We start from the raw sequence: 24,667 nt of genomic DNA on the forward strand, positions 1-24,667 counted from the left end.
ATAGTAACTTTCATTAAAAAACAAACAGATGACACTTATAAAAACAACATATAATAGACGTTCTTTTTTAAAAAGTAGCTCGCTGGCAGGTGGCGGTATGATTTTAGGATTCAGTTGGCTAGCTTCTTGCAAACCTACCCCTGAGCAAGTAAGCAACATCCCTAAAGAATGGTTCGATATCAATGCCTTCTTGAAAATTGGGGATAACGGTATGGTAACCATTATGTCGCCTAACCCAGAAATAGGACAGAATGTAAAAACTTCTATGCCTATGATCGTCGCAGACGAACTTGGTGTAGATTGGAAAAATGTAATCGTTGAACAAGCGCCTTTAAATACAGATATTTTTCAAAGACAAATTGCCGGTGGCAGTCAATCTATTCGTGCGAGTTGGTCAGGATTACGAATGGCAGGTGCTACAGCAAGACATATGCTAATTGCCGCGGCTGCCGACGCTTGGCAGGTAGATGCTTCTGAAATTACGGTCGATGCCGGTGTAATTAGTCATGCAGCCTCAGACAAATCAGCCGGATTTGGTGATATGGCTTCTAAAGCAGCTACCATGCCGATACCTGAAGAGGTGAAATTGAAAGAAACAAGCGAGTTTGATATTATTGGTACGGATAGAAGAAATGTAGACGGACCGAATATTGTTACCGGAAAGCCTTTATTCGGTATTGATATTCAAGAAGAAGGTATGATGATAGCTATGATCGTGCACCCACCTGCTTTTGGTATGACATATAAATCGATGAATGCAGATGCCGTTAAATCTATGCCGGGTATTAAAGATGTTTTTCCTATTGATGTTTATAAAGATGATACAGAGAAACAATGGTCTGATGCCGGAGGTATAGATAAACTTGTTGCTATTGTAGGTGAATCTACTTGGCAATGTATGCAGGCTAAAAAAGCATTGAATGTTGAATGGGAAGAATCTTCGGCTTTAGAAAGTACCAAAGGGCATGATGAAGCATTGACTAAATTATTGAACACTTCTTCTAAACAACCAGCTCGTAACGATGGTAATGTAGCTAGTGCCTTTAAAAAAGCAGATAAAATTATAGAACGTACTTATAGCGCTCCTTTTTTAGCGCATAATACGATGGAGCCAATGAACTTTTACGCAGATGTTACTGCTGAAAGAGCTTTGTTCAACGGACCGATACAAACCCCTGAGTTTTTAGAAAAAACCTTGGCATCTCGATTAGGCATGCCTGTTGAAAAAATTGATATTAAAATGAGCCGTATGGGTGGCGGGTTTGGCCGTCGTCTGTATGGAACCTTCGGTGTGGAAGCCGCAGTGATTTCTCAACACATGCAGGCACCTATAAAATTGGTGTACACTCGTGAAGATGATATGACCCAAGGCACTTACCGCCCAACATATAAAGTAAAGTATAAAGCAGGGCTTGATAAAGATGGTACTCTAATTGCATGGCACGTTAAAGGTGCCGGATCAAATGACGATTTACTTTTTGAAAATAGATTTCCTGCAGGTGCCGTTGATAATTATATGGCTGAAAAATTTAGTTTAGAATCCAATGTAACTACTGGGGCATGGCGTGCACCACGTTCTAACTTTGTTGCCGGTGCCGAACAATCATTTATAGATGAAGTTGCCGAAGCTGCCGGTAAAGACCCTATTGAATTTAGATTGGAGTTATTTGACAGAGTTATTAAAAACCCAGTTGGTGAACCAGAAAATAATGATTACGACCCTATTCGTTATGCAGGTGTTCTTAAATTAGTCAGAGAAAAAGCTGGTTGGGACGGGAGTCAGAAAAACGGAACCGCAAGAGGTGTTTCGGCGTACTACTGCCACAACTCTTATGTGGCGCAAGTTTTGGATGTATCTACCGATACAAAATCACCAAAGGTCACTAAAGTATGGTGTGCCGTAGATTGCGGAATCGTGATTAACCCAATGGCAGCTAAAAACCAAATTGAAGGTGGAATCATTGATGGCATCGGTCACGCTACCTATAGCGAAATGACTTTTGAAGATGGTAAACCTCAACATAAGAATTTTGATACCTATCGTTTAATACGACATAAAGAAGCACCGAAAGAAATTGAAAGCTTTTTTGTAGACAATGGTATAGACCCAACTGGGTTAGGAGAGCCTTCATTGCCGCCTATAATCGGAGCTTTGGCAAATGCACTTTACAAAGCAACCGGTCAAAGACATTACAATCAACCTTTTATTACTGAAAAATCGGTAATTGGATAATGCCCTTATGCTATTGTAAATCGAAAACGCCGAAATCTTAGATTTCGGCGTTTTTAATTTGTACTAGTTAATTATATCTTGAACCTGAGCACTGCTCTAAAATAACTTCTAGAATCATTATCTATAGTAAACAATGTGTTGTTAATACCGTCTTTAAGCTTGTTATTTAAACTGAAATTATAGGCGGCACGTACATCTAATTGTAAATGGTCTGTAAAGTGATACTCGTATTGTAGACCACCATTGATTAAAGACATATTTATAATTTCAGCAGTATCGGTTCCATTAACCAATGCCCCATTTTGTATGTTAGATGTAAAACCGTCTAACTGACCAAATAATTTAAACCGGTGATTTTCTGATAAGTGATATTGTAAATTGGTTCTTGGAATACCAATATTATAAGACCAATCTGGGCTGAATTTTTTATAATAACTTATAAAAGGTAACGGAAAAACATATCCTCTATTTTGAGAATAAGATAATCCAACAATTAAACGAGATGGCTTATCTATATCAGTTTCAAAATTTTTTATAAATACAACATCTCCTGAAAAAACTAAATCATTGGCATTTAAACTTTTAGCAGTAAGGTTAGTACTGATTCCTGGTTGAAAACGAACACCTAAGCGCCAACCATTTTTTAGCGGTTTCGTATACCCAATGGTAAAATCCAATAATTTGAAATCGTTCAATAAATTTCTATCGAACGGCAGCTCATCTCTTTTAAAACGTAGATGTATATTACTATAATCTATTCCTAAGAGTAGGTATTCACCTTCTTTCTTAAGCTTAACCGGGTAATTTATAAGAAATCTTGACCGTGTATATTCAACATCTGAGCCTTTGTTAGGTATAAATGTAAAATCTAACCTAGCCAAATCGCTCAATTGTGCTTGAGTAGCACTAGTAGTAAAAAATAAAATTGCAAAGAAATATTTAAATCGCATGAAGTGGGTATTACTAGCCTAATAATTAAACATAATGTAAGTACCGTCTTTTTATTGTGGTGATTTAGTGCTATTAAGCATAAAACTATCTTAAATGAGAATGGCTGTTTATAACTCTAAAACATTGGTTACTCGCGTGAGTTCTTTATCAAACAAATCTTTGGTCACTTCTTTTTTATAAAAAGGCACCATTCTATTCAACTGTTCTTTTCCTTTTTCAGATGATGTTAATTCTGGAAATGCTTTTTCTAGTACGTCTAACATAATCTTTACCGATGTAGATGCACCAGGCGACGCACCTAATAAACAGGTAATTCTACCATCTTTACTACTTACTAGCTGTGTACCAAATTCTAACGAACCACCTTCAAATTCATCCTTTTTAATTGTTTGCACCCGTTGACCAGCAACCAATATCTCCCAATCTTCGCTTTTGGCATCTTTCACAAACGCCCTTAACGAATCCATTCTATCTTCAAAACTCATGGTTACTTGTTCTACCAAATATTTCGTTAGCGGTAAATTGTGCCAAAACACACCCCACATAGAAGGTATATTATCAAAATTGATGGATTTTAATAAATCTAAATACGAGCCTTCTTTTAAAAACTTTGGACTAAACCCTGCAAACGGACCGAATAATAATTCTCTTTTTCCGTTGATAAATCTTGTATCTAAATGTGGTACCGACATTGGTGGATCACCAATACCTGCTTTGCTATAAACCTTAGCATTATGCTGATTAATTATATCTGGATTCTTACATACTAGCCACTCCCCACTCACCGGGAAACCACCATAACCATCCTTTTCATCAATCTCTACTTTTTGTAATAATAACAAGCTACCACCACCGGCGCCAATAAATACATGTTCGGCATCTACAGTATTCTTAACACCTGTGTTTAGATTTTCCATTTTTACCAACCACTCCTCATCATGATCAGGATCAATATCTTCTACTTCGGTATTGAACAACACCTTAGTATCATACTCCTTTTCTAGAATATCGAACAATTGCTCGGTTAGCGAACCATAATTCATTTCTGTTCCCCTATCAATTCTAGAAGCTGCCATAACCTCATCTTCAGTTCTGCCATGCATCATTAACGGAAACCACTCCTTCATTTTATTTACCGCTCTGGTAAACTCTATGGTATCGAACATGAAATGCTCTTTAAAGGCTTTAAATCGATTTTCAAGATAGTCGGCATTGTCTTTACCTTTTACCCAACTGTGATGTGGTACGGGAGTAATAAATGATTTTGGATCTTTAATCAAACCTTCAGCTACTAAAAAAGACCAATATTGTTTAGAGGTTTCAAATTGCGTACAAATGTCAATCGCCTTTTTTATGTTGACATGACCATCTTCATCTTCTGGTGAATAATTAAGTTCACATAAGGCAGAATGACCTGTACCGGCATTGTTCCAAGCTGCAGAACTTTCTTGTGCTACTTTATCTAATCGTTCAACGATCAGCACATTAAGATCTGGCTTTAATTGCTTTACCAATAAACCTAATGTAGCACTCATGATACCCGCACCCACACAAATAAGGTCATATTCTTTTCTCAACTCCATCAAAATCAAATTTTATTACTGCTTAATATGCTTGAAAAGTTAACTATTTCTTTTGGTTATTTCTGAACAACTCAAAAATTAAACCTATTATCTAAATGCAAAAAGCAGGTCTATAGACCTGCTTTTCATTTCTTTTTAATCGTTAGTTTTAATCCATCACAAACTTAAACCCTGCGGTTACGATACTAGAACTAAAGGTAGTATCTCTATCATATTTATAGAACTTTAAATCAATACTTTTAAGTCCGAGTTTCCAGATATGCATCTTTGTAAAAATATCTGTATAAGAAACTCCCAACCCAAATTGGTTTGCCGAGTATTTCGACAAATCATAATCTGACGTATAAAAGGTATCAGTAGAAAGTGCTTCTTCATAACCATAGAAATAGTCTGCTGCCGATTGCTGATAATATCTATACGATGGATAAACCGTAAACTTATCGGTAAGCTTAATAGGCACCTCTACACTTGCCGTATGTGAGTTGATACCCCAATCATCGTAATAATAACGATAGAAGGTTCTTACTACAAACGTTTCATTAATATACCAGTTTAAACGACCGCCGGCAGCCACCTTAAATCGACTATCTGGTAACTGTTCTATGGCATCTGCCAGTTGAAAATTATCTATAAAAGAGTCTGGAACATCGCTAAAATAAACACGTTGAAACGGAGTAGATAGCAATCCTTGCTGTTGTACAAAATCTAACGCCAAAGATCCTTGTAAATTTTTACTTAGGATTTGAGAAAATCCGAATGCGACGGAATAAGAATTTCTTGATTCATCAGAAAACTCATTGAATATTGGGGCATAGTTCGTATTGCCTGTTATTGTATTATTAGTAAAAAGACCATTAGCTAAACCATTTGCTCCACTTGCGAAAGGTCTGAGTTCTGATGGATATATGGCATTCCATTTATCTAAATAAACATTGGCATTTATACTGACCTCAGTATTTTTCTCATTGAATAGCTTCGTTAATCCACCACCAAAACCTAAAGAGAAATAATCATATTCTGAAGAGACCGATAGTTTACCTGACACGATTGTGTTTCTATCATCTGAACTATGGCTATACGAACCTGTAAGATTTGACCATACATCAGAACTTGAAGCACCAGAACTTGCTACAAACGGATCAGCTGGTTGACCACCATCGAAAGGGTCTACATTACTTGAAGAAGCCGATGTATATGCCGAAACGCCTGCATCTATGGTTAGAACATCATCATCATTCAATGGTATTGACACCACAAATGTGCCTGTAAAATCTGTTAGGTCTTCTGTTCCTAAACCGCCACTTACCGCAGCATTGTCACCATCTTGCGAATAATAACTTGTCAAGAAATCTACTTCGGTAGTTTCTAATACACGCTTTTTGTAGGTCTTTACAGAATCTTGAGTTTGTTGCGCGTAACTTATAGAAAAGATAAGAAAGGCTATGATTGAAAATATTGTTTTACTATTTTTCATCGGTATAAGATTGTCTCTTAAATTAATTACAGCCACAGCCACCACCAGTTTTTCCTCCATTTGCACCTACAGCTGCTTCCCTATACGAATGCATTGTTGTCAGGTTGCGATCTGCTTTTTTATCTTGCAAAACCATATCTGGATCATTAATATTAATTTTCTCGTACTCTTTCAACACCGTACAGCTGCTAAAAGAAGCTGCTATGAGGGCAAAAATTAAAACCTTCTTCATCATGATTTCTCTATTTCTATATTCTTTGATGTTATAATATTTCCTCTATCGTCTATTATTATACATTCTATTTTTGGTAATTGATTGATACGATTTAAGCCCACTTCTATACCCATAACAAATACCGATGTTGCCAACGCATCAGCTAATTCTGCTTTAGGAGCAAATACGGTAACACTAATAATACCCGTTGCCGGATATCCACTTCGAGGGTCAATTATGTGCGTATATCGAATATCGTTGAAGGTTACATATTTTTCGTAATTACCAGATGTTACTACGGCCCCATTGGTTATAGGTAATAATGCAAAAACCTTGTTCTTATCCATAGGATTGGTAATAGCAACCTTCCACTCTTTACCATCAGGTTGTTTTCCCCATGTATTCATGTCGCCAGATGCATTTATAATCCCTGCAACAACGCCTTTAGATTTCAACAATTCTTTTGCCCTATCTGCAGCGTAGCCTTTACCAATGGCACCGAAACCAATCTTCATGCCTTTTAGTTTCAAAAAAACCGTGCTGCTTTCTTTATCCAACACTATATTTTGAAAACCAACTTTTGACACAGATGCTTTGATTGAATCTGCGGAAGGCATAACCGTCATGCTACCATCAAACTTCCAAATTTTATCCATAGAGGCATAACTGACATCAAAAGCTCCATCCGTTAGTTTAGAAATACCGATTGCCCTTTGAATTAAATCAAATAATTCAGCATCTACTTTTACTGGTCGCAATCCTGCATTTCTGTTAATTTCTGAAGTCTGCGAGTTCGTATCCCAAGAAGATATTAACTTTTCATTTCTTGTTATTTCATTGATAGCCATATCAATATATACATCACCTTCAACAGGATCTTTAGCCACAACAGTAATATCAAAACGACTACCCATTAATTTAATAGTACGCTTATAGGGCTCTTGGGCATAGAGTAGACCAACAGAAAATATAATTAATATGAGAAGTAGTTTCTTCAAACTATTTTATAAATGAATTCAATTCTTTTATGTACTCTTTGGGAGTCAATTTCTTATAACTCGTTTCTCCATAAACTTCACCATTGGCATTCATAACCACAACAAAAGGAAATACTCCCTGTTTATTATACTTTTCTGCTAATGCCTTGTTTTTATTCAATAGCTCTTCTGGCAGTGCATTATTCTTTCTTCGAGGAAAATCTGCTTGTAACATTACATAATGCTTTTTTGCATAAACTTTAAACTCATCTGTTGACCAAACTTCTCTATCAAGCTTTATACAAGGTGCACACCAATCTGAACCTTGAAATACAAGTATAATTGGTAAATTATTCATTTTAGCAAACTTTTTTGCTGTTGTAAAATCTGTATTCCACTCTTGAGCTGTTATTGAACTCACACTTGCTACTGCAAATAACAGTAATACTATATATTTTTTCATATTTATTGCATTTAACGAACTCATACTAAGTCAACTATTATACCAATAACTTTCTTTTAAGGCATATATTTTTTAACCTACTCCCCTATCAGGCTAAACGCACCTTTTGATAAAAATTGTGCATCTTGCTTTAAAGTTGATGAATTACTGACCGAAGTCCTATTTTTATAACTACCTAAGATCTTGACAGGTACTTGCTTAAAATAATACGTATCGCCTTTCTTCTCTTCTAAAAATAGTACAAACGATTCGTTTTCAACCACGGCAATAGCCTCTGAAGGCAGGGACATTTGCTTTGTTGTTTCTATAATAATATTTGCCTCTACAAACATTCCCGTAAGAAAATTAGCTTCGTCTTCATTCTCTATATGCGCATGAACCTTTATCGTTCTATTTTCTCCTATTGAGGTACCGACCAAATGGACCTCTGCAAAATACAACTCTTTAGAAGCTTCTGGTATTTTAAATTCTACCACCTGATCTTTTTTTACTTTCATAATATCTTTTTCGAAAACCGAAAGTTCTAAATGAATATGGTCATTATTAATGATTTCCATAATGGAGGTTGCCGGAGAAACATACGTTCCTTTCGAAACATTTACGCTTGTAATACTACCATCAATTGGTGCATAAATAGAAGCTACCGAACTTATATTTCCTTTTTCTACTTGTTCTGGTGATATATTCAACATGCTTAGTTGCTTTTGTAGTCCGTTATATTTTGCTACCCCAGTTTTATAATCGCTCTCTGCTTTCAAAAAGCTTTTCTGAGATGTTATGTTTTCGGCTACCATTGTTTGCTGACGTTCATATTCTGCCTTTAAATAACCCAACTGCCCGTTGACCTCCATATACTGTTGTTGTAAGGATACAAACTCCGGATTTTCAATAGTAACCAACAACTGCCCTTTACGTACTTTATCTCCAATTAACAATGGTGTTGCTTTAATATAACCGCCCATTGTTGCACTTACCACCGCTCTATTTTCGGGTGGCACATCTATCATACCCGATGTGGTTACCATTACCGGAAAATCACTTTCAGTCATACTAGCGATTTCCATTTTATTTTGGTCGAATTGTGCCTGCGTAATTTGAATTCGATCATCTGTTTGTGCTTCAGATGCGCCATTCTCATTTGATTTGCTTTCTGTATCTCCACAACTTGAAATTATGCCGAGAATGAAAACGGTTACTATTTTGTATATATATTTTTGCATGATGCCCTATTTATAATGTTAAGAAATTAATGTCTGTAGCAGTTTCGTTATACTCTTTCAGCTTATCTAGATAGCCCAATTTTATATCATAGGCACTTTCTAAACTCTGTATATATTGATAGAAATCAATTTCACCATTTCTAAAACTGATGTTTGCGGTTTTCAATATTTCATCGGATAGCTCTGCGCCTTCATTCTCATAATAATTCAATGAGTTTTGAATCTGCACGATTTTTTGCCTCAAAATTTCTTGCTTCGATTTAATTTGGATTTTATATGCAACAGACTCGGTCACCGCTCTTTCTTTCGCAATTTTTGATGCCTTGATTCTAGAAGCGTTACCACTAAATAATAGCGGGATTTTTAGCCCTAATTGATAGCCTAAAAGATTATCGTTTAATTCTGAGTTGGATCCTTGAAAATAAGCTAGACTGATATCTGGCAATAGCTGCTGCTTTTCTAATTTACGCTCTGCAGCCATTAATTGCATATTATTTTCATAATATACTGACTCAGGAGAAGCGTCTACATTTATATCTTGAACTTCAATTTTCAAGTTCATTTCTTCAGAAATAACTAAACTATCTTCTGCCTGAATTAGTTGTAACAAATTGGCATACGCAGCGGACTTTTGTTGAATAGCTTGCTGATAGTCTAGATTGATTTTTTGCTGTTTAGAGGCCGCGGTTATTTTCTCTAAATAATTGGTTTCCCCTAGTTCAAACCTTCTCGCTGCCACTTGTGAAAAATTGGCATACAAACTATCTAGTCTTTTATAGACCCTAACTTTTTCTCGTGCAATTTGATACTCGTAATAACTTCTCGTAACATCCCTAGTTATCGCCTTACGCTTAATATCATATTCACTTTTCACCAAACTAGTCTTCACCTTATTAACCTTCTTTTCAGAAAAATTAGCAGTCGGAAAACGAAAATCTTGCTGTACGCCAAATACCTTTAATGGTACATTGTTGATGGCTAGATTATTTTCATCATATTCATAATACACATGTGTTTTATTGAACATAAATGCACTATTGATCAATGCTTCAGATTCATCAACCTTTAGTCGACCTGCTTTTAAACCCATGTTATTTTCTATAGCTAGGGGAATTAATTCATCAAGATTCTGACTTTTTGATTCTTGTGCCGATGCGCCAATTGAAATAAGCAATGCAACAAAAGCAATTCCATTTTGCAAAGTAGTTTTAGGAATTGGTTTTCTTGAGTTTTCATGTTTATCAAAAATGGAATATAACACCGGTAATACTACTAAGGTCAATATAGTTGCCGTAAACAGACCACCTATAACCACTGTGGCCAAAGGTCTCTGAACTTCTGCCCCTGCATTGGTAGATATTGCCATGGGCAAGAAGCCTAGTGCTGCAGCAGATGCTGTTAACAATACTGCTCGTAAACGGTCTTTTGTACCTTGTTTTATTAAATCATCTAAACTATCAAAAGAATACTTTTTCAACTCTTTAAAATGCTCTATCAAAACGATACCATTTAATACTGCAATACCGAACAATGCAATGAAACCTACCCCTGCAGAAATACTGAACGGTAAACCTCTCATCCATAACAACAATACACCACCAACTGCTGCCAACGGAATTGCGGAATATATCATAAGAGCTTCTTTTACAGATTTAAATGCAAAATATAGCAATACAAAAATGAGTACTAGCGCTATGGGTACTGCTACTAAAAGCCGGTCTCGGGCACTTTGTAAGTTTTCAAACTGACCACCATAGGTAATGGTGTACCCTGCCGGTAATTTTACATTTTCATTTATTAGTTTTTGAACATCATCTACTACAGATTGCAAATCGCGATTACGGACATTTACCCCCACCACTGTTCTTCTTTTCGTGTCATCTCTAGAAATTTTTGCTGCGCCTTTTTTATACGTAATATCTGCCAACTCGCTTAAAGGAATCTTTCCTCCATCGGGCAAATCAACATATAGGTTTTTAAGGTCATCAATATCTTGTCGTTTTGCTTTATCTAAGCGCACGACTAAATCGAACCTTTTTTCACCTTCAAAAACATTTCCGGCAGTTTTACCGGCAAATCCCATAGAGACCAAATCGTTCAGTTCCTGAATATTTAATCCGAAGCGAGCAATTTTGGCTCGGTCATAATCAACACTCATTTCGGGCAAACCTGCAATTTTCTCTACACTTATATCTGCAGCTCCTTCAACGTCTTTAATCAGTACTCCGATTTCATTTCCTTTTTTGGCTAGAACGTCTAAATCAGGACCGAATATCTTTATGGCAATATCTGCACGAACACCTGTAATCAATTCATTAAAACGCATTTCTATAGGCTGCGTAAATTCTACTTCCATACCCGGAATAATGGCTAATGCCTCTTTGAATTTATCGGCTAGCTCGTCTTTAGATTTTGCACTTGTCCACTCCCCTTTTGGTGCCAGTTTTATGATGACATCACTTTCTTCCATAGACATAGGATCGGTGGGTACTTCGGCAGCTCCAATTCTAGTGACTACTTGCTGAACCTCTGGAAAATTATCGAGTAAAATCTTCTCAATCTCGGTGGTAATCTCTACCGTTTTACTTAATGAAGTTCCTGTTTTTAGTACGGGCTGAATTACAAAATCACCTTCATCTAAAGTTGGTACAAACTCGCCGCCCATAGTGGTATATAAAATAGTTGCCCCTATGAGTAGAATCGCTGCAATACCTAAAACCAATTTCTTGCTTTGCAAAGTCCAATTTATAATAGGGTCATATTTCTTATTCAACCATTTCATTAAACGAACAGAAATATTCTTATCTGACTCTTTTGACGGTTTTAAAAATATCGATGCAGCTACTGGTACATAAGTAAAACACAAGATCATCGCACCAATTAGTGCGAAACTAAACGTCAACGCCATAGGCTTGAACATTTTACCTTCTACTCCGCTTAAAGATAGAATGGGTATAAAAACAATTAATATAATCAACTGCCCAAAAATGGCAGAATTCATCATTTTAGATGCTCCGTCAAAAGTAATTTCATCTTTTAGCTGCTGCTGTTCTGTTTTGTCTAAACTATTAATCTCATGTTGCTTTCTTGTAATTTCAAAGGCAATAAATTCTACAATAATTACCGCACCATCTATAATAATACCAAAATCAATAGCCCCCAAGCTCATTAAATTGGCATCTACGCCAAATATATACATGAGCGATAAGGCAAATAATAAACACAGGGGAATTACAGATGCGACTACTAAACCTGACCTAAAATTACCGAGCAGTAATACCACTACAAAAATGACAATTAAACATCCTAGAATTAAGTTCTCGCTAACGGTGAAGGTTGTTTTGGCAATAAGCTCGCTTCGTTCTAAAAACGGATTAATATAAACGCCTTTTGGTAACGACGTTGAAATTTCGACAACTCGTTCTTTTACTGCTTCAATCACTTTTTTAGAGTTCGCATCTTTCAACATCATTACTTGACCCAATACCTTCTCGCCTTCGCCATTACCAGTAATAGCACCAAAACGAACCGCACTACCAAAATCAACCGTAGCCACATCCTTAATATAAATTGGTAGTCCGCCTTTAGTTGTAATAACAATATTTCGAATATCCTCAAGAGAAGAGACCAATCCTTCACCGCGAATAAAGAATGCCTGATTTACCTTTTCAATATACCCGCCACCCGAAACACTATTGTTAGTTTCCAGCGCTTTAAAAACATCACTGGCAGTGATATTCATAGCATTAAGTTTTTGGGTATTTATAGCAACTTCATATTGTTTTAGAAATCCGCCCCAGGTGTTGACCTCAACCACACCGGGTATACCAGACAATTGGCGTTTTACAATCCAATCTTGTATGGTTCTTAGTTCGGTTGTTGTATACTCGTCCTTATACTCTGGCTCTACTTCTAAAACATATTGATAGATTTCACCCAGCCCTGTCGTTATAGGTCCCATTTGTGGTGTACCAAAACCTGCTGGTATTTTCTCTAAAGCCGAAGCAATTTTCTCTGCTATAAGTTGCCTCGGCAAATACGTACCTAAATCATCGTCAAAAACGATAGTAACAACAGACAAACCAAACTTAGACACAGAACGAATTTCTTTCACTCCCGGCAAGTTTGCCATTTCTAGCTCTACCGGATAAGTTATGAATTGCTCCATATCTTGCGTAGATAAATTACGTGATGTCGTAATTACCTGAACCTGATTATTAGTGACATCTGGCACTGCCCCAATAGGTATTTGTGAAAGTGCAAATAGCCCGTATCCAATAATAAATACGGTAAACAAAAGAATAATAAGCTTATTCTTTAAGCTGAAATTAATGATATGTGATAGCATCTTTTCATATAAATCAATGTGAATCGCTCAAATTCATAAATATGAATCTGAACTAAAAAATTAAAAAAATCGATTGTATTATGAAATGCGTGGTGGCTGTAAAATGCCTTGTGAGTGCAATGAAGAAGAAGGTGCTTGGTAATAGAAATTTGAGGGTGTATAATCTGAAAATTCTACTTCGTTTAATTCTGATTTATAGGTGTTAATAAAAACGTCGGCAACAGAAATATGCGATGCACCGCTATGATTAAAAGGTAATTTTTCGTGATCTTTCTTTTCTTCTTGATGATCGCGTTGATGGTCTGCCTTTAACTCACCGTAATGCTTAGAAAGAAAAACAATGACATTATCGCCATATTGCTCACTATGAAATTGAGCATGCTCAATTAATTCATCTAATTGAACAATATCATCATAATGTACACCAAAGCTTTGCAGCATGATGAGCGAAGATAACAATATGGAAAACAGTTTGTTCACGTTAGTAAAATTAATAAAATTATAAGCACCTATTATTTAAATTCAGTTTAAACTAAATGGTTATTTAATTCATAACTATTTTCAATTATCATTAGATAAATGATAAACATCTCGTAGCACAGAAATGACCATGCCTTCATCATATGTTTCTAAATCATACCTAATTTTAAGTTTTGTACCTAATGGCGCATAATAATATACCCGCCAAGCATCGCCCTCACCAAGACCAATACACCCATTAGAATATGCTTTACCTAAAGTTCTAGGGTTTGTAGTTGGATGAATCATTTGTCCATTTCTAATATTGTTTATCTCAGTTTCGATCCAGGGTATTTGAGGCATCATGGTGGTTTTACCATCATCTCTTCTGGTTACATAAAAACGTTTTCCATTTACTGGATTATAAAAATCTGGATGCTTTGCATGCCTAACTATGGTTCCTTTTCCTGTTTTTGTTCTTAAATCTGTTACGCGATCCCCAAACTTTAAATAGCGTTCTCGATACTGCCCCACCCTCACCGGAAACGTTTCTAATAAAACAGAATCTTGATAGATACGTAATTTGTATTCAGGTATATTAACATCAATTTCTGTAGCTAAAAAATCTTTCAGTAATCTACATGCTTTTATTGAATCTGGTACTATTAGCTCACTGCCTTTTGGCAGTACAATCATTTGCTTTTGATCATAAACAAAAGAATCACGTTCCATCATTCTGTAATAATCTGTATTCGCCAAAGTATCAATTATCCAAGGGTTATTACGCACCAATAGATGTTCAGATAGTGCATATGGCACTAGTGTATCATACCTATTAACTACAGAATCCATGAATTGAAAATAGTTAACGACCTTAACGTCCTTCGAAATTTTTACGCTCTCAATCTTTTTTATTGCTTCTTTAGTTGGTAATAATACTACTGTACTATCTATCTGTAAAGCCCCAACATCTGCCTGTTTCTTAGACTGACAAGAAATAAACACTACTGAAGTAAATATTATTAAAACTATTTTTATATTATTGACTTTAAACATATTGTATTTCTATTTTATAATTCCTAAAAATTTAGAATTGAGAATTGAAGAGTGTTTTTAAGTAGTTCTAACTGATTTTTTCTCGCCAAACCACCACTTGGTTCGCATTGGTTTTTTAATAAGTTTAAATCTTTTGACCGCATGTTCTTTAAGGTGTTCTTTCATCTCATCAACAGAATCGGTTAAGAACATTAAGTCCATATCCTTTTTAGATATACTTTCATTTTCTGCCATCGTCTGTATATGATGATACAATTCTTTATGATACTCTTTTCCGAAAATAACCACCGGAAAATCTTGTATCATTTTCGTTTGTATTAAGGTGACTGCTTCAAAAAGTTCATCTAAGGTTCCAATACCACCAGGTAATACCACAAAAGCAAAAGAGTACTTAAGTAGTAAAAATTTTCTAATAAAGAAATAGGGAATATTTATCCATTTATGTAAATACGGATTCGGTTTTTGCTCATGCGGTAGTATTATGTTGCATCCAATTGAATATCCATTATTAAGGTAAGCTCCTTTATTTGCAGCTTCCATAATACCGGGTCCGCCACCTGTCATGACAGCAAAACCCATTTCCGATAAAGCTTTACCTACTTCCTCTGCTTGTTTATAATATAGATTATCTTCTTTAAAACGGGCAGATCCAAATACGGTAACACACGGACCAATAAAATGTAATTTTCTAAACGCCCTAATAAACTGATACTGTACCTTAAATGTAAACCACAATTCTTTAAACCTGCTTCGCGGTCCGTCAAGAAAAGAACGTTCTTCACTTAAAAATAAAGAATTAGTACTTGTTTTTGTTTCGTTCGGCATTTGGTAATCTGAATTTTTAATAGAACCAAATGTAGTTGTTACCGACAAAGGTGAAAATGACTTATCTCATGTTTATAATATGAGATATGTCATTTTAAAGCATGAGTATCCTAGCTATTTTTGACACTTCAAATGCGATGCTTAAGCTTCTTGTATTATTAAAATCATAAAAACCATGACTTCAAATACAATTTTAGAATTATCATCTTTAACCTAAAGTGTCAGATTTTTACATTGTAAGCCCCAATCCGCAAAGAATCCTATAAATTTGTTAAACACTAATCCTTTTTACACGTGAGTAAAGCCATATATATTGTTACTACAGAACCCAATAGTGGAAAATCTATTGTCTCATTAGGTCTTATGCAACTACTTTTAGGTAGAACCGCCAAAGTAGGCTATTTCAGACCTATTATCGACGATGTGCCCAATGGTAAAACTGATAACCACATTGATACTGTTCTCAGCTACTTTAATGTAGATATGAAACCAGAAGAGGCTTATGCATATACGCGTAGTCAAGTGGTTCAATTAAAAAACCAGGACAAAGACGACGAAATTGTAGGGCATATTATACACAAGTATAAATCCATTGAGAATAAATTCGATTTTGTTTTAGTGGAAGGAACCGATTTTTCTGGAGAAGGTGCAATTATTGAGTGGGATATAAACGTGCTTATTGCTAAAAATTTAGGTATACCGGCTGTAATTCTCGCAAGCGGAAAGAATAAAACCTTAGATGAGTTAGTTGGCAACCTTTACATGGCATACGACTCATTTAAAGAGAAAGGTGTTGAAGTACTGCTTATTGTTGCCAACAAGGTTCAACCAGAAAATGTTACTATTGTTTCTAACGGATTAAAAGAAAAACTGCCTGATGATATTTTGGTAGGTACTATACCCGTAAATAATGTTTTAGGTAGCCCAACATTGAAAGAGATCGCTCAAGAGCTAGATGCTAAAGTTCTTTTTGGCGAAGATTATATAAACAACCAAGTCGGTAGTTTTAGCGTTGGCGCTATGCAATTACGTAATTACCTGACGCATTTAAAAAGCGATAGTCTTGTTATAACACCTGGTGATCGTGCAGATATTATATTAGGAGCACTACAGGCGAATATATCAACAAATTACCCTAGTCTTTCTGGTATTGTTTTAACTGGTGGTCTTATTCCCGAAGATTCTATTATTAAATTAATAGAAGGTCTTTCTGATATTATTCCTATTCTATCGGTTGCCAGAGGAACTTTCTATGTCACCAATAAAATTGGTACTATTAGACCACGTATTTACGCTGAAAACACAGAAAAAATACAAACATCTATTCAAGAGTTTGAGAAGTATGTGCCTACCGAAGAATTGGCTGAAAAGCTAATTACGTTTAAAGCGAAAGGTATAACCCCTAGAATGTTTCAATATAACCTTCTTCAAAAGGCTAAATCTTCAAAGAAGCATATTGTTTTACCTGAAGGTTTAGATGAACGTATTTTATTGGCGACCAAAAAACTGATTGATGCCGATGCTGTTTCTATTACTCTTTTAGGAAATAAGGAACAGATTATTTCTAAAATTAAAGAATTAGATATCGATTTAGATACCAATGATATCAATATTATAGATCCAACTGCATCTGACCGTTTTTTAGATTACGCCACTACCCTATTTGAATTGCGTAAACATAAAAATGTAAACTTGGCAATGGCTCAAGATTTAATGGAAGATGTATCATATTTTGGTACTATGATGGTACATAAAGGTCATGCCGATGGTATGGTATCGGGTGCCATACATACTACCCAGCATACTATAAGACCTGCATTACAGTTTATCAAAACTAAGCCAGGTGTATCTATAGTATCTTCTATATTTTTCATGTGTTTACCAAACAGGGTTACTGTTTTTGGAGATTGTGCCATTAACCCAAACCCTAATTCTGAGCAGTTATCCGAAATTGCTATTTCATCTGCTGCTACAAGCGCTGCCTTTGGTATTGAGCCAAAAATAGCCATGCTATCTTATTCATCAGGTGCTTCTGGTGTTGGTGAAGATGTAGATCGTGTACGTAAGGCTACTGAAATTATAAGAGAAAAAAGACCCGATCTTAAAGTTGAAGGTCCTATTCAATATGATGCTGCAGTAGATGCTAAAGTGGGACTCAGTAAATTGCCGGATTCTGAAGTTGCAGGGCAAGCTAGTGTGTTTATATTTCCTGATTTAAATACAGGTAACAACACTTATAAAGCCGTACAACGTGAAACTGGCGCTTTGGCTATCGGACCAATGTTACAGGGTTTAAACAAACCTGTTAACGATTTAAGCCGTGGCTGTACCGTAGATGATATTTTTAATACCGTAATAATAACTGCTATTCAAGCAGAAGGATTTTAAACCAATTTTCATGAATATTTTAATTATCAATTCCGGAAGTTCTTCTATAAAATATCAACTTTTAGAAATGCCTTCTACCAAGGTTATTTGCGTTGGCTCCATAGAGCGTATTGGTAGTACAGATGCAATATCCAACTATAAAACCGATAACAATAAGGTTGAAAAAATTTATGAAATAGCAAATCATAAAGCCGGTCTAGAACGTATTACTTCTCTTTTATTAGATGCTGAAATTGGTGTACTTAATAGCACCGAAGAAATTGATGCTATAGGGCATCGCGTTGTTCATGGTGGTAGCGATTATACAGAAACCACTTTAATAGATGAAGAGGTTAAAAGTAAGATTAAAATGCTATCTACTTTAGCTCCATTACACAACCCTGCTAATTTGCAAGGTATTGTTATGGCAGAAGAAATATTTGCCACAGCAAAACAAGTGGTGGTTTTTGATACCGCCTTTCACGGCACTGTTCCTGTTAAAGCAAAAAAATATGCTATTCCTAATGAATTATATGAGAAAGACGGAATTCAAGCATACGGATTTCATGGTACTAGTCATAAATATGTTTCTGAAAAAGCAAATGAGTATCTACTTAAAGAAAACACAAAACTAATTTCTATTCACTTAGGAAACGGGTGCAGTATTACCGCAATTAAAGACGGAAAAAGTATTGACCACAGTATGGGGTTCGCTCCTTCGAACGGTCTTATAATGGGTACCAGAAGTGGAGATATTGATCACTCTATCATTTATTATTTGGTGAATACCTTAGGATATAGCTTAGATGATGTCAACGAATTACTAAACAAAAAAAGTGGAATGCTTGGTCTTACCGGTTCTAATGATTTACGTGATATTGAAGAGGAAGCTAGCAATGGTAATGCAGACTGTATTTTAGCTTTAGAGATGAATGCCTACCGTATCAAGAAATATATTGGAGCATATACCGCTACAATGAATGGACTTGATGCTATTATATTTACTGCTGGTATTGGCGAAAACTCTAGCCTAATGAGACAACTGGTGTGTAAGGATATGGATTATTTTAATTTTCAATTAGACGATTCAAAAAATGAACTAAGATCAAAAAATATTAGAGAAGTAAATACTACAGATTCTAAGGTTAAAATTTTAGTCATCCCTACAAATGAAGAATTAGAAATTGCAAAGCAGGTATATGAGCTACTTAACTAGTCTACAATAAAAATATAGTCTAAATATTCCATTTCTATTTACTCTAGCTTTATAATCATATATGACGTAAATCATATTCCAAGCATTTTTAAGTGTTTAACTTTATCTTGAAATATAAATTTCTTAAATACTTAAAATTCAATATTATGCAAAACGATAATGGAAATACTTTACTAGCAATATTAACTGGAGCTGCTATTGGTGCTGGAATAGGAATTTTATACGCACCTGATAAAGGAATTGAAACACGTCATAGAATCAAAAGAAAAGTTGAAGATACCAGTCATGAAATCGCTGAAAGAGTTTCTCACGCAAAAGATGAGCTAACAAAAACTGCTAATGAACAGAAAGATGCTTTTGATAGAAAATTAGACGAGGCAATTTCAACGATGAGTTACAAGGCAGATGATATCATTGATAAGTTAGAACAAAAATTAGAAGAATTAAAAGCACAAAACGCTCAACTACATAAATAGCAGCTATGGCTTTTGAAGAATTAAAAAATGACCTCATGGGGCTTAAAACCGAAATGGGGTCATATTTAGAACATAGTGACGAATACTATAGACTTAAAATATTTAAAGTTTTATCAAAAAATGCTACCGGCATATTAAAGCTTTTTTTAATAGGTATCAGTAGTCTATTTGCATTATTGTTTCTGTCATTCGCAGGCTGTTTATGGTTGTCTGAACTAATGAATAGTTACTTCATTGGTTTTATTATCGTAGCTGGGTTTTATATTCTTATAGCAGTTATGCTCTATATATTTAGAGAGCAACTAAACAAACCTGTACTTAAAAAATTATCTAAATATTATTTTGACTGATTATGAGCAAGCAATACCATTCTTTTGAAGAAATAGATGAGCGCTTGAAAGTTCTTAATCTTCAACGTCTCATCGCCCAAGAAAGCATTAAACTGCAGTTTAATAGCGCTAAAACAGATTTAGTACCGCAACAACTAAGACAAGGATTAGGAGCTACCTTTAGTCAAAAAGGGACTATTAAAAGCTTAGTAATAACTTTCCTTTCTGGTAAACTACTTGATTTTATAAAAAGTAAACGTAAATCTAGAAATAGAGACCGCTCATAAAGCTGTTTAAAGCTCACTTAACAATTTCATAGTAGCAGTTTATCTCATCTTATTATTCAATTTAACTGCCTGCGGATATAATGTTTTTAAATACACACGTATTTACTTGTTCGTAAAGTAAACCACTTTGCCATAAAAAAATCTGGTGCTTTAAACAAACATTATTTGCTTGCTAAAACACCAGATTAAAATCTTACTATTATTTCTAGTTTATTAAAGGCTTAAGCCTCACAACTAGCGCAATCTTTCTTTTGCTTGAATTTTTGTGCTGCGTTCATACTATGTTGGTAGTATAATGACTTCAAACCTAATTTCCATGCAGTTACGTGAATCTTATTGATTTCTTTAACTGGCATATCTGGGTGAACAATAATATTTACCGACTGACCTTGATCAATATGATTTTGTCTGTTCGCTGCCTGATAGATGATATCCATCTGGTCAATTTCAGAATATGTTTTAAATACGTCTTTCTCTAAGTCTGAAAGGAAATCTAAATGCTGTACAGAACCGTCAAAATCACGAATGCTATGCCATACTGCCGTTGTGTTCATTCCCTTTTCCTCTAATAGTTCAACCAAGAAAGGATTTCTAATTGTAGTCTTCACCTTGGCAATATCCTTTACATAAGTATTAGACCATATTGGCTCAATACCTTGAGATACTTGACCTAAGATAAACGCAGAAGATGTTGTTGGTGCAATTGCATTCAACGTTGCATTTCTTCTACCATAACCTTTCAATACTGCAGGCTCACCAAATTTATCGGCTAGTTCTTCTGAAGCACTGTATGACTTTTCTTTTATCGTTTTGAATATTTCACTATTCAAGTTATATGCTTCTTGACTGTTAAAAGGCAACATTCTAGATTGTAATAATGAATGCCATCCTAAAACACCTAAACCTAAAGCACGGTTATCTTTTGCAAAGTTGTATGCACGCTCCATAAACATGAACGTTTGACGATCTTCACGACTTTCAGAATCACGGTATGCTTCTAATTTTTCACAAAACTCGGTAATAACAGCATCTAAAAAGAATACCATTGTTTCAACAGCATCGGTATCTTTCCATTTATCATAATGAAGAACGTTTACAGAAGACAATACACATACAAACGACCACTCGTCGCTTGATGGTAACATAATCTCAGTACAAAGGTTACTTGCATGAATTTTATGTCCTTTTTCCTTGTATACATCCGAAGCACCGTTGTTCGCATTATCTTTAAAGAAGATATATGGGTACCCCATTTCACCTCTTCTCTGTAATACTTTAGCCCAGATAGAACGCTTTTCATTATCACCATCTACCATTTCTTGCATCCACTCATTGGTAACAGTAACACCATGAGTAAGCTCTTGAATTGGGTTACCTTCGGTACCTATTTCTAAGAATTCTTTAATATCTGCATGCTCTACAGGTAAGTATGGTGAAAAACGACCACGACGAACAGAACCTTGGCTTACTACATCTACCATAGATTCGAAAAGTTGCATAATATGTACCGCTCCTGAAGCTTTACCATTATTCTTTACGTCTGCACCTCTATGTCTAATATTACCAAAGTAACCAGATGTACCACCACCTAATTTAGACATCATACCTACTTCTGACTGCGTATACAAAATGTTACCCATGTCATCAGATATGTTAGACCCAAAACAACTAATTGGCAATCCTCTTTCTTTTCCGAAATTAGACCAAACTGGCGATGCTAATGAGTAAAAACCTTCACTCATGTAACCGTAGAACTTGTCTGAAAAACCAGGCATTCCCAATATTTTCTCCGCTCTATCTGCAATTTCACGAATACGTGTTTCTGCTGATACTCCTGGAGTTAAATAGCCAGAACCTAAAAAGTTACGGCTATCTTCATTTAACCACTTAAAACCTTCTTCTTTGTCTTTCTTTAAGCTATCAAGGGCTTCTTTTCTAGCTTGCACAAGTTCATCTGAACTATTCAATTTTACTTCTTCTTGAATGCTAGTCTCTAAATTAATTTTTGAATCGTTCATTTAAAATAAGTCGTCACTGGTTATACTTTGTGTTCTTTTGCTATAGTTGATAGAGCGTTTTACGAAGAAATCGCCGTGTTTGGTACCGATTATTTCATCATCGAACCATTCTGTTTCTGATAGTAATTCTTCGTCTACGTCAAATATCTTTTCGATTCCAATACTTTCTATAGAATCGTTAAATCTCTTTTTAATGAATTCTTTTACTAGTTTCTTAGGTAAGAAATCAATTTCACCAGCTTCAAAAATCCAATCTATAATATCACTTTCCGATAAGAATGCCTCTTTACACATTTCTTGTACAGTACCATGAAATTCTTTATTGAACCATGTAGGGTTTTCATCTTTAATAATGTTTATGATATCGATACCAAAATCACCATGAATCTGCTCTTCTTTTGAAGTAGCCTCCACAACATTAGAAATACCTTTAAACATGTTCTTATGCTTGTTAAAAGCCATGATAATCAAGAACTGAGAAAACAAAGACACATGCTCTATAAATAGAGAGAACAATAAAACCGACTCTGCATATTCTTGGTTATCCTCACTCTTAGAATTTTTAAGAGCCGTCTCTAAATAATGAACTCTTTTCATTATCACAGGTTTCTTCTTCAAGTTCTTAAACTCTTCGTTTAAACCTAATATCTCTAACAAATGCGAATATGCATCATGATGTCTTACTTCACTCTCTGCAAAAGTTGCCCCTACAGAACCAATTTCTGGTTTAGGCATCTTATGGTAGATATCTCCCCAAAAACTTTTAACTGCAACCTCTATCTGAGAAATTGCCAACATGGTGTTCTTTATCGCATTTCTCTCAATATCATTTAACCCTGTTTTAAAATCTTGAATATCACTTGTAAAGTTGAATTCTGTATGAATCCAATATGAATGTCTTATTGCTGATACATAATCATACAATGCAGGGTATTCATATGGCTTAAGATTTACACGTTTTTCGAAGACATTAGACTTTCTTCTTTGTGCTTGTTCATTTCTATAAAGAATGTACCCCTTAGCTACATCAAAGTAACCACCTTCCATTAATTTATTTTCAACGAAATCTTGTACCTCCTCTACTGTAGGAATATAATTATCATCAGCTTTCTTTCTTTCTAAAAGTGCTAAATGAACATTATTAGAGATTATTTCGGCTTCACTGGGTCCACCATGTTCAACAGCTGTCATAGCCTTCAAAATGGCATTTGTTATTTTATGTAAATGAAAAGGTTTTGTTGAAAAATCCCTTTTTATGACTTCTGTGATTTTCATGTTAATATAAAGTTAATGATGTAGTTAATCAGCGAGGTGTAAAGGTCGAAAATTAATCACCTTATTTTCACACAAACAACTTTAAGCTTTTAACAGGGTTATCAACAATTACATTTTTAGAGCAAAATATCTTGTTAAGAACATTATCAAAATAGCATCTTAATTACTTGAAATACAAATACTTAAAACAAACTATATGAATACAAAAGTGAGATAAGGTTAAATAAAAACTTCAGCTAAAACTTTTATAAAAAAAAATTACAAAATTTCTCATAGGTAAATTTTAAAAATAATATACTATTAACCTTGAGGTATTTTTTCGAATTAAATTTGCGTATTGCTAAGTAGTTTTTTATCAATTATATAGCTAAAATGACATCAACCTAAGCATTATATTTTTGACTTAAAGGACAACTTTAGCTAGGGTCACAAATTCACCATTTTCCAAATTATTTTACCCTTTGCACCTCCAAAACTTTCTGACTGCACTTTTAAGTTAATTATGCATTTTTGTATAAGAATATTAGAAATATAAAAATCTTGCGCAGGAGTATTACCTAACCATTTCTTTTCATTTTTTGCATTTAAATAGTAAATAGTATGATACACGCCCTCTGGTTTTTCTTTGAAATGAATGTATAATTCTGAAGTGTTTTCATTAATAAACGTCTCCACTGAAAAAGATGAAGTGGCAGGTTTTGTTTCCTTTTTATTATATAATAATAACTCACCAAGAAATGCATTCTTTTTCCTATCGTTATTAATCCTAATTTAGATACTAAGCTGTTTTTTCGTGTAGAAATAGAAATGGTATTCGTAAACCATGAACTAAATTTCTTTAAAGGGTAAGTCAGAGTCTCTCCGTTTCATAGCTTAAAGTAAATCGCCTAACAAAT

20 protein-coding genes are annotated in these 24,667 nt (G+C 34.9%); 6 read left to right on the forward strand and 14 right to left on the reverse strand.

Annotated elements, in window-relative coordinates:
• The first annotated feature begins 28 nt into the window (after nt 1-28).
• Nucleotides 29-2,233, forward strand: a complete 2,205-nt coding sequence (locus tag BUC31_RS14720; protein WP_073245484.1) for a xanthine dehydrogenase family protein molybdopterin-binding subunit — start codon at nt 29-31, stop codon at nt 2,231-2,233.
• Nucleotides 2,234-2,304: 71 nt separating this feature from the next.
• On the opposite strand, the gene BUC31_RS14725 is transcribed toward BUC31_RS14720, so the two are convergent.
• The 11 genes from BUC31_RS14725 to BUC31_RS14775 form a co-directional block, all read right to left on the reverse strand.
• Nucleotides 2,305-3,183: a DUF6268 family outer membrane beta-barrel protein gene (locus BUC31_RS14725; RefSeq protein WP_073245488.1), complete on the reverse strand. Its 879-nt coding sequence runs from the start codon at nt 3,181-3,183 to the stop codon at nt 2,305-2,307.
• A gap of 108 nt (nt 3,184-3,291) precedes the next feature.
• On the reverse strand, nt 3,292-4,767 hold the full coding sequence (mqo, locus tag BUC31_RS14730) for a malate dehydrogenase (quinone) (RefSeq protein ID WP_073245489.1): 1,476 nt from the start codon (nt 4,765-4,767) through the stop codon (nt 3,292-3,294).
• Nucleotides 4,768-4,915: 148 nt separating this feature from the next.
• Nucleotides 4,916-6,241, reverse strand: coding sequence for a DUF3570 domain-containing protein (locus tag BUC31_RS14735; protein WP_073245491.1), 1,326 nt, complete (start codon nt 6,239-6,241; stop codon nt 4,916-4,918).
• Between the two features lie 22 nt (nt 6,242-6,263).
• Nucleotides 6,264-6,476, reverse strand: coding sequence for a DUF4266 domain-containing protein (locus tag BUC31_RS14740; RefSeq protein ID WP_073245492.1), 213 nt, complete (start codon nt 6,474-6,476; stop codon nt 6,264-6,266).
• Nucleotides 6,473-7,453: an FAD:protein FMN transferase gene (locus tag BUC31_RS14745; RefSeq protein WP_073245493.1), complete on the reverse strand. Its 981-nt coding sequence runs from the start codon at nt 7,451-7,453 to the stop codon at nt 6,473-6,475. The genes BUC31_RS14740 and BUC31_RS14745 overlap by 4 nt, the downstream gene beginning before the upstream one ends.
• A 1-nt stretch (nt 7,454) precedes the next feature.
• The gene (locus BUC31_RS14750; RefSeq protein ID WP_073245988.1) at nt 7,455-7,895 is read right to left on the reverse strand and encodes a thioredoxin family protein; all 441 of its coding nucleotides are present in this window, start codon (nt 7,893-7,895) and stop codon (nt 7,455-7,457) included.
• 77 nt (nt 7,896-7,972) lie between these two features.
• On the reverse strand, nt 7,973-9,115 hold the full coding sequence (locus tag BUC31_RS14755; RefSeq protein WP_073245495.1) for an efflux RND transporter periplasmic adaptor subunit: 1,143 nt from the start codon (nt 9,113-9,115) through the stop codon (nt 7,973-7,975).
• Nucleotides 9,116-9,125: 10 nt separating this feature from the next.
• Nucleotides 9,126-13,463 (reverse strand): CusA/CzcA family heavy metal efflux RND transporter, encoded by a 4,338-nt coding sequence (locus BUC31_RS14760; RefSeq protein ID WP_073245497.1) that lies wholly within the window; start codon nt 13,461-13,463, stop codon nt 9,126-9,128.
• A gap of 78 nt (nt 13,464-13,541) precedes the next feature.
• Nucleotides 13,542-13,904, reverse strand: a complete 363-nt coding sequence (locus BUC31_RS14765; RefSeq protein WP_244534056.1) for a hypothetical protein — start codon at nt 13,902-13,904, stop codon at nt 13,542-13,544.
• 120 nt (nt 13,905-14,024) lie between these two features.
• Nucleotides 14,025-14,978 (reverse strand): L,D-transpeptidase, encoded by a 954-nt coding sequence (locus BUC31_RS14770; protein ID WP_073245501.1) that lies wholly within the window; start codon nt 14,976-14,978, stop codon nt 14,025-14,027.
• Between the two features lie 57 nt (nt 14,979-15,035).
• Nucleotides 15,036-15,803, reverse strand: coding sequence for an LOG family protein (locus tag BUC31_RS14775; protein ID WP_073245990.1), 768 nt, complete (start codon nt 15,801-15,803; stop codon nt 15,036-15,038).
• A gap of 294 nt (nt 15,804-16,097) precedes the next feature.
• Between BUC31_RS14775 and pta the strand changes: the two genes are divergently transcribed.
• From pta to BUC31_RS14800, 5 genes are all read left to right on the forward strand, one after another.
• Complete coding sequence (gene pta, locus BUC31_RS14780; protein ID WP_073245503.1) at nt 16,098-18,191, forward strand: phosphate acetyltransferase; 2,094 nt, start codon at nt 16,098-16,100, stop codon at nt 18,189-18,191.
• Between the two features lie 10 nt (nt 18,192-18,201).
• On the forward strand, nt 18,202-19,386 hold the full coding sequence (locus BUC31_RS14785; protein ID WP_073245506.1) for an acetate/propionate family kinase: 1,185 nt from the start codon (nt 18,202-18,204) through the stop codon (nt 19,384-19,386).
• A gap of 146 nt (nt 19,387-19,532) precedes the next feature.
• Nucleotides 19,533-19,862, forward strand: coding sequence for a YtxH domain-containing protein (locus BUC31_RS14790; protein WP_073245508.1), 330 nt, complete (start codon nt 19,533-19,535; stop codon nt 19,860-19,862).
• A gap of 5 nt (nt 19,863-19,867) precedes the next feature.
• On the forward strand, nt 19,868-20,212 hold the full coding sequence (locus BUC31_RS14795) for a phage holin family protein (protein WP_073245510.1): 345 nt from the start codon (nt 19,868-19,870) through the stop codon (nt 20,210-20,212).
• 2 nt (nt 20,213-20,214) lie between these two features.
• Nucleotides 20,215-20,478, forward strand: coding sequence for a DUF6327 family protein (locus BUC31_RS14800; protein WP_073245512.1), 264 nt, complete (start codon nt 20,215-20,217; stop codon nt 20,476-20,478).
• A gap of 221 nt (nt 20,479-20,699) precedes the next feature.
• Here BUC31_RS14800 and BUC31_RS14805 read toward each other — a convergent pair whose 3' ends face one another.
• The 3 genes from BUC31_RS14805 to BUC31_RS14815 form a co-directional block, all read right to left on the reverse strand.
• Nucleotides 20,700-22,496: a ribonucleoside-diphosphate reductase subunit alpha gene (locus BUC31_RS14805; protein WP_073245514.1), complete on the reverse strand. Its 1,797-nt coding sequence runs from the start codon at nt 22,494-22,496 to the stop codon at nt 20,700-20,702.
• Nucleotides 22,497-23,771, reverse strand: a complete 1,275-nt coding sequence (locus BUC31_RS14810) for a ribonucleotide-diphosphate reductase subunit beta (RefSeq protein WP_073245516.1) — start codon at nt 23,769-23,771, stop codon at nt 22,497-22,499. It lies immediately after the preceding gene.
• 426 nt (nt 23,772-24,197) lie between these two features.
• Nucleotides 24,198-24,446 carry a hypothetical protein gene (locus BUC31_RS14815; protein WP_073245518.1) on the reverse strand — a complete coding sequence of 83 codons (249 nt, stop codon included), beginning with the start codon at nt 24,444-24,446 and terminating at the stop codon, nt 24,198-24,200.
• Between the last annotated feature and the right edge of the window lie 221 nt (nt 24,447-24,667).

The organism is Maribacter aquivivus (assembly GCF_900142175.1).
Classification (GTDB): domain Bacteria; phylum Bacteroidota; class Bacteroidia; order Flavobacteriales; family Flavobacteriaceae; genus Maribacter; species Maribacter aquivivus.